Genomic DNA, 6,800 nt, shown 5'->3' with positions numbered 1-6,800 from the left:
TCGAATCCGTCAATACCAAGATCCGACTACTCACCCGAATCGCCTTCGGCTTCAAATCACCCGACGCCCTCATCGCCCTCGCCATGCTCAGCCTCGGCGGCCACAAACCAGTGCTCCCCGGCCGGGATTAACCCACAGAAGCAGCAGGAGAGCCGAGATTTTAAGGAATAAGCCGGTTTCCGGGCTGTTTTGGGCCGTTTCGCGCAAAATCTCCGTCGAACTCGTTCACGCTGCCGGCGGGGCGCGCGTACGGTGCGCGGCCGCTGTCGACGGCACAAGCGCGATCGGGCAGGCCTTCGATGCCGCACCGGAGCGCACTTCCCTGACTCGGTAGGTCTGCGAGTGAGCAGAGCATGACACCATGACTACGTGACTTCCGGGACAGATCCAGCGTTGGTGCCTGAACTTCTGGTGCGGGATCTTGAAGCCAGCATCGAGTTCTGGTGCGACTTGTGCGGATTCACGATTCGCTACGACCGCCCCGATGACGGCTTCGCTTACATCATGCGGGGATCCGCGCACGTGATGCTGGAACGGGCGGGAGCCGGCAGGAACTGGATCACGGGTCCCCTCGAGGTGCCGCAGGGTCGCGGCGTGAACTTTCAGGTGGCCGTGCCCGACGTCGATCCGATCCTGTCGGCCTTGCGAGCGGCCGGCGTTTCACTGTTCATGGCGCCCGAGACGAAGTGGTATCGCGTCGACGACGAGGAAGCCGGTGTGCGCCAGTTCCTGGTCACCGATCCGGACGGCTACCTGATTCGGTTCCAAAGCCCACTCGGCCGCCGGCCGGTAGTCCGGTAGTCCGACAGGCCGGTAGTTCGACGGATGTGCGCCCGGCGGCCGCCTCGGCGGACACCGGCAGATTCGCCAATCGCCATTCCAACATCCCCTCGTTTAATCGCGTTGCGCGTCGGCCGCTCCGGCGCAGCACGGCCATGGCCTCGTAGGCAAGCACGCAGTACTTGCCGCGGCAGTAGGCGACAACCTCGCGGTCCGTCGGCAGTTCACTGAGCCGATCGCTGAGTTCCTCGAGGGGGATGGAGAGGGCGCCGGGAATGTGCGCAGCGTTATATTCCTGCCGTGGCCGCACATCCAGCACGGTGATAGTCCCGGCCGTCGCGCGTGCGAGAAGCTCTTCCCTGGTGATTTCCTCGTGCGTATCGTCGCCCGCCGCTTCGGAGTCATCGAGACCCAGATAGGCGATCCGGATGGATTCGACGTCTGCGAGATGGGTCTGCGCGACGCTGCGCACCAGGCTGTAGAGCCGGGCGACGTCATCCCCAGCGAGTCGGTAGTGAATCCGGGTGCCCTCCCGGCGAGTGCTGACCAGACCCGCATGTTTGAGGGTTTGCAGGTGGGCGGATGCGCTTGTCAGACCCAGGCCGGCCGCGTTCGCCAACGATTCCACCGTGCGTTCGCCCTGGGCGAGCAGGTCGACCAGCTCAAGGCGCTTGCCGCTGCCCAGCGCCTTGCCGACGCGGGCAAACTGCTCGAACAGCGCCGATTTCTTTTCTCGATCGCCCATCTTTTTCCTCTCGGTTCCCTTCACACTAGTATCATCTAATAATCAATGGTTTTCTGGAATAGGATTCGGGCCCGTGCAGCGGCTCCCTCGCTGGAGAACGGACTATGAGTCAGACCCCGAACGCCGCAGATCAACCCAAAGACGTGCGCCGCGGCATCGTCCTGGGCCTCCGGCAGAACTTCCCCCAGCTCCTGTTGCTCGTCGCGGTCAACGCGCTGGTCGGCGGCACGCTCGGCCAGGAACGCACTGTGCTGCCGCTGCTGGCGGACGAGGTCTTTCAGCTCGACCGCTATACGGGCGCACTGACCTTCATCCTCGCCTTCGGCTTCGCCAAGGCCGGCACCAACTATTTCGCCGGCACCTTCTCAGACCGTTACGGCCGAAAGCCGGTGCTGGTCGCAGGCTGGCTGATCGCCATCCCCGTTCCGATCCTGCTCATCCTGGGCCCGACCTGGGCCTGGATCGTCGCCGCCAACGTGATCCTCGGGATCAGCCAGGGACTGACCTGATCGACCACCGTGGTCATGAAAATGGACCTCGTCGGCCCGAGCCGCCGCGGCCTGGCCATGGGCTTCAACGAGGCGGCCGGGTACCTCGGAGTCGCCGCGACGGCACCGGCCACCGGCTATATCGCGGGCGAATACGGGCTTCGTCCTGGCCCGTTCCTGCTCGGCGCGGTCTTCATCGCTCTGGGCCTCGGTCTGTCGGTCATCTTCGTGCGCGAAACCCATCAGCACGCCAAAGTCGAGGCCGTCAACCACCTGTCTGTTCACGCCCACGCCGGCTCCCTCAGCAATCGGGAGGTGTTCACCCTCACCAGTTTCCGGGACCGGTCGCTGTCTTCGATCAGCCAGGCCGGGATGGTCAACAACCTCAACGACGGCCTCGCCTGGGGGCTCTTCCCCATTCTGTTCGCCGCCGCCGGACTCAGTATCGAATGCATCGGCATCCTGGCCGCCGTCTACCCGGCGGTTTGGGGAGCCGGGCAGCTCATCACCGGAGGGCTCTCCGATCGGATCGGCCGCAAAGGTCTGGCTGACCGCAGCCATCCTGCTCGGCGCCGGCGCCGGCACCGCCATGGTCTACCCGACGCTGCTCGCCGCAATCGGCGACGTCGCCCACCCCGAGTGGAGGGCCCGCTCGGTGGGTGCGTACCGGCTGTGGCGTGACGGAGGCTTCGCCGTTGGCGCGTTACTTTCCGGGCTGCTCGCCGACGCCTTCGGTATTCCTACGGCGGTCGCCGTGGTCGCGGCGCTGACCGCGGCATCCGGACTCGTCGTGGCCTTGCGCATGCGCGGAGACGACCATCTCCGTACCCGCAGCCGATGAGCCGTGCCCTTCGCTCCTGCGCACGCACCAACGGTGAACCCACGATGAGGCTCGCGGTCTCCTGAGTGCCGAATTGCTCGTTCGTTGACCACAAGAATGTCGATTCCGTCAACGTACTGGCCGATGAACGGTCGTTTTCTGGTCGGTGGAACGAGGATGGTCTACCGCCGGGTTATGTCAGCGGCAGGAAAAAGGTGGGCAGAAAATTCTCTGCCCACCTTTTGACCTGAGGTGTCTTATTTGGCGGTGACCGTGATGAGAGGGCTTCCGACCTCCACGTGGCCAGACGCTGCCTGGTCGACCGATCCGAACTTCTTGGGGTTCGTCACGAGCACCGGGGTGACCAGCGAGTAGCCGGCATCCTCGATCACCTTGCGGTCGAAGGTCACCAGCGGGGTGCCTGCTTCAACGCGGTCGCCCGCGGCCACCTTGACCTCGAAGCCCTTGCCGCCAAGGTTCACGGTGTCGATACCCACGTGAATGAGCATTTCAACACCGCTGTCGAGTCGCAGCCCGAAGGCGTGACCGGTCGCCTGAGCGACGAGAACCTTGCCTGCTCCAGGGGCGTACACGGTGTCCTCGGTCGGATCGATTCCCACGCCTAGACCGACGATTCCCTTGCTGAACACAGGGTCCGGCACGTCCGTCAGTGGAACGACGATACCGGCGATGGGCGAACCAATCGTGGCCAGGACCGTGGCGGTGGCGGTGGCGGTTGCGGTTGCGGTGGCGGTTCCGGTGCCTGTTCCTGAGCCTGACGCACCGGCAACAACCGGGGTTGCGATGTCAGAGTCGGTTGCAGCATCGTCGCTCGCTACGGTTTCCGCAGCCAGAGCCTCGGCGAATTCCGCCTTCTGCTCCGGCGTCTTATAGCCGGAGAGGATCACGAGGATCATCGCGGTGAAGAACGACGCGGTAATGGCGCCCGCGTACAGGGGAATGTTGTCGAACGCGGGGATCGTCAACAGCGAGGTGAAGACGAATGCGCTGGTCTTCACGCCGCCGCCGAGGCCGAGGATGACGCCGCCGACGAGGCAGCCCACGAGCATCCGTGGGTAGATGCGCTTGAACCGAAGGTGGATGCCATAGAGCGAGGGTTCAGAAATACCACCTAGCAGGCCGGCCGCGAGCGCGCCCGTTGCGGTCTGCTTCATCTGACGGTCCTTTTCGCGGATGGACAGGAACAGCACGCCGGCAGTTGCACCGAAGCACGCGAAGTTCCACGCACCCATGGGGCCCTGGATGAAGTCATAGCCGAGGGACTGGATGTTGAGCAGCATGATTGCGTTCAGCGGCCAGTGCAGGCCGAGCGGAACCATGAACGGGTAGGCCAGCGGGATGACGACAGCGAAGATGAACGGCGAGAAGTCGTTGATCGACTTGAGGAAGTTACCGAGTGCGGCGCCGCCGTACACGCCCATGGGGCCGATCAGGAAGGCGGTCAGCGGGATCATGATGAGCATGCAGAGGAACGGCACGAAGATCAGCTGAACGCTGGACGGAATGATCTTCTTCAGATACTTGGTCAGCAACCCGAGAACGACCGCCATGATCAGCGGCGGGAACACCTGCGAGCTGTAGTCGGTGACGGTCAGAGGCAGTCCGAAGATCTGCACGACTGCAGCCTTGCCGCCGAAGACGGTCTCTGCTCCGTCGGTGAGTCCCAGCGCGTTGAAGCCGGGGAGCATGACGACGGCCATGATGCCGAAGCCGACCCAGGGGTCAGCGCCGAGCCGCTTGGAGGCGTTGTAGGCGACCATCAGCGGAAGGAAGACGAAAACGCCCTGCCACATCAGGTTGATGAACGCCCAGGACGGGTCGAGGGTGACGCCTGGTGCGTTCCACGACGGGATGACCCCGAGGGTTGCCATCAGAGCCATGAACGTGATGAACAGGGATGCGCCGAGCAGCGCACCCAGGATCGGGCGGAAGGAGTCGGACAGGATCTCGAAGAACGTGTCCAGCCCGGAGAACTTTCCGCGCGGGCCCTTCGCGCGTTCCGCGGCCTTCACATTGGCGATGGTATCGCCGGTGCCGTGGTCGCCCGCATGCTTCTTCATTGCGGGAAGCGCCATAATGTCGTTGTATACGGTATCTACGGCTCCGCCGACGACGATCTGGTAGCGATCGCCGGCCTGCGGAACAGCGCCGAGAACCAGTGGCAACGCTTCGACGGCCGCTTGGTCAATCCCCGATGCATCCTTCAGCGTGAAACGTAGCCGGGTGGCACAGTGGGTGAGGCCGACGATGTTTTCGGCCCCTCCGATACTTTCAATAATGTCTGCAGCGGGTTTCGATGCCACCTTAAACTCCTTTTGGTGTTGATGCGGAACTTAATGATTCCGCTTGTTACGGCTCAGCGCGAACCACGCTGGCTGGCTGAAGACCGTAATGGTCTCCACGCATCGTTAGCAACGATAACGGTTTTTTGGACACACTTAAGCATAAGGACAACGCCGGCCGTGCGCGGAAGGAATTATGCCGTCGCGAGTCAGCGATGAGTCGGTACCATCGCGGGATGGGGAATCACGAAACACATCCGCCGTCGCGAGCAGTCTTGTCCACACCAATTGAAGACCTGTGGCCACCTTTCGGTCTGAAAATCACTTGCGGCCCCGTTACGTTGTCTCCCGTTCGCGACGCTGACCTACCCGAACTCGATGCGCTCGCTGCGGCAGGCATCCACGCGCCGACGGAGATGCCGTTCTTCTTCCCGTGGACCGTAGGTTCCCCGGGCGAGATCCGGTTGCGACTCATGCAATACCACTGGGCACAACGAGCCGAGATGTCGCCGGCGGCCTGGTCGCTCGAGACCACGGTTCGCTTCGACGGTGAGATCGTCGGTTGCCAGAGCATCTCAACCAGGGACTACCTCGTCACGAGAACGGGGGAGACGGGCTCCTGGCTCGGCATGAAGCACCACGGCCGCGGGATCGGTACGCTCATGCGTCAGGCTCTCTGCGCATTCATGTTCGATCACCTGGACGCCGCCGAGGTCACCTCAGCGGCATTCGTTGACAATCCCGCGTCCCTCGCGGTGTCGAGAAAGGTCGGTTACCGGGAGAACGGAATCGGTCGCCTGAAGAGGCGCGACGGCGAGATGGTCTTGAACCAGAAGCTGGTTCTGACTGCCGACACCCTGAACCGCGCCGAGCCCGAACTGAAAGTCGAGGGCGCACTGCAGCTCCGGGACTTCCTTGGCCTGAATGGTCGCGATCAATGATCAGGGCTTCTTCCTCCACATTGTGGGTGTGATCGGGTTATCCACAGACCGTTTCTTGGTGGGCGGATGCCGCGGGTAATGTCGGTGGGTGCCCGTAGCGTGTGTGTCATGAAGCCCTCATTTATTGAAGTGCAAGAGGCTCTCCGGGAGCATTTCGAGGCGATCGCGGAGGCCGAACTGGCCATCGCCGTGGCGTTCGCTCGGCGGGCNCCATCGCCGTGGCGTTCGCTCGGCGGGCGGAGTTGGTCGAGGCGGGCCGCCGCTTCGGGCAGGCCCGGGCGAACGCGGCGGCGCGGCTGCCGGGGTCCCGGTGGGACGCGGCCGAGGTCGCCGAGCGGGAGTTCGTCAGCGAACTGGCCTGCACGATCCGGGTGCCGCGCCGCACGGCTGAGAACCTGATCGCGGAGAGCCGCGCCTTGGCCGGCGAGCTCCCGGCCACCCGGGCCGCGCTCGAGGCCGGCGAGATCAGTTACCAGCACGCGAAGGTGGTGATCAATCAGGCCTGGTCGGTTCCCGACGAGGCCAAGGCGGCGTTCGAGGTGGAGGTTCTGCGGTCGGCGGGCACGGTGACGGCGTCGAAGCTGAAGTATCGGGCCCGGCTGCTCCGGGAGCGTCTGCATCCGGAGACGATCCGGGCCCGGCACCAGAAGTCCGTGCGCGACCGGGCCGTGTTCTTCGAGCCCGAGCCCGATGGTATGGCGTCGCTGACCCTGTACGACAGTG

General features: G+C 64.0%; 5 protein-coding genes and 2 pseudogenes. 5 read left to right on the top strand and 2 right to left on the bottom strand.

All coding sequences use genetic code 11. From position 1 onward, the window contains the following. A pseudogene (locus E3T25_RS06140) lies at positions 1–131 on the top strand (ISL3 family transposase); the annotation flags it as partial. Positions 132–396: 265 nt separating this feature from the next. Beyond that, a complete protein-coding gene (locus tag E3T25_RS06135) occupies positions 397–801 on the top strand; it encodes a bleomycin resistance protein (RefSeq protein WP_198411424.1) in 405 nt (134 codons plus the stop codon). Here E3T25_RS06135 and E3T25_RS06130 read toward each other — a convergent pair. Next, the gene (locus tag E3T25_RS06130) at positions 734–1,525 is read right to left on the bottom strand and encodes an ArsR/SmtB family transcription factor (RefSeq protein ID WP_134373073.1); all 792 of its coding nucleotides are present in this window, start codon (positions 1,523–1,525) and stop codon (positions 734–736) included. The genes E3T25_RS06135 and E3T25_RS06130 overlap by 68 nt on opposite strands. Before the next feature lie 104 nt (positions 1,526–1,629). Between E3T25_RS06130 and E3T25_RS06125 the strand changes: the two are divergent. Then, positions 1,630–2,854 (top strand): annotated as a pseudogene (locus E3T25_RS06125) (MFS transporter). A 236-nt stretch (positions 2,855–3,090) separates the two neighbouring features. Here the strand turns inward: E3T25_RS06125 and E3T25_RS06120 are convergent. After that, a complete protein-coding gene (locus E3T25_RS06120) occupies positions 3,091–5,157 on the bottom strand; it encodes a glucose PTS transporter subunit IIA (protein WP_134373070.1) in 2,067 nt (688 codons plus the stop codon). Positions 5,158–5,477: 320 nt separating this feature from the next. On the opposite strand from E3T25_RS06120, the gene E3T25_RS06115 reads away from it, so the two are divergent. Both E3T25_RS06115 and E3T25_RS06110 read left to right on the top strand, forming a co-directional pair. Then, positions 5,478–6,077 carry a GNAT family N-acetyltransferase gene (locus E3T25_RS06115; RefSeq protein WP_198411546.1) on the top strand — a complete coding sequence of 200 codons (600 nt, stop codon included), beginning with the start codon at positions 5,478–5,480 and terminating at the stop codon, positions 6,075–6,077. Positions 6,078–6,295: 218 nt separating this feature from the next. Then, on the top strand, positions 6,296–6,800 hold a 505-nt coding region (locus E3T25_RS06110; protein ID WP_134373067.1), incomplete at its 3' end, for a DUF222 domain-containing protein.

The organism is Cryobacterium sandaracinum (assembly GCF_004403415.1).
Lineage (GTDB): Bacteria > Actinomycetota > Actinomycetes > Actinomycetales > Microbacteriaceae > Cryobacterium > Cryobacterium sandaracinum.
This window is presented reverse-complemented; position numbering and strand designations above follow the sequence as displayed.

Excerpts from the sequence above, each read along its gene's own strand:
- E3T25_RS06130 (WP_134373073.1), bottom strand. The coding sequence starts at position 1,525 with ATGGGCGATCGAGAAAAGAAATCGGCGCTGTTCGAGCAGTTTGCCCGC.